General features: G+C 61.5%; 1 protein-coding gene. It reads left to right on the top strand.

Annotated features, from left to right (window positions below):
* Window positions 1-421: UvrD-helicase domain-containing protein (locus KJQ97_RS10110; protein ID WP_502756490.1), on the top strand; the 421-nt coding region annotated here is incomplete at both ends.

The raw sequence follows: 421 nt of genomic DNA, 5'->3' as shown, positions 1-421 counted from the left end.
GTCGCGATGACAAGGTCCTCGGCATCGAAGATGACCTGCTGGATTCTACCTCGCAGGCGAATCTGCCGATTATCGGCGAGGGAGCCCTCATGGCGTCTCTCTCTCGGGCCCGCGACACTCGAATGCATTCAATCGTCTCGACGATCCAGGCCGAGCAGGATGAGGCCATTCGCGCCCCTTACCAAGGCGTAACGACGATTATGGGCGGACCTGGCACCGGCAAGACGGTCGTCGCGCTGCACCGCGCAGCATTCCTGCTTTATTCTCATCGCACTCGGCTGGAGAATGGCGGGGTGCTCGTCATCGGGCCGTCATCGGTATTCATGAGCGACATCGAGCGGGTGCTACCCAGCCTCGGGGAAGACTCCGTATCACTGCGCTCAGTAGGCCAGGTGCCGTCGGATATCCTGCGCTTCGCCTC

Source organism: Campylobacter sp. 2018MI01, assembly GCF_018501205.1.
Classification (GTDB): Bacteria; Campylobacterota; Campylobacteria; order Campylobacterales; family Campylobacteraceae; genus Campylobacter_E.
This window is presented reverse-complemented; position numbering and strand designations above follow the sequence as displayed.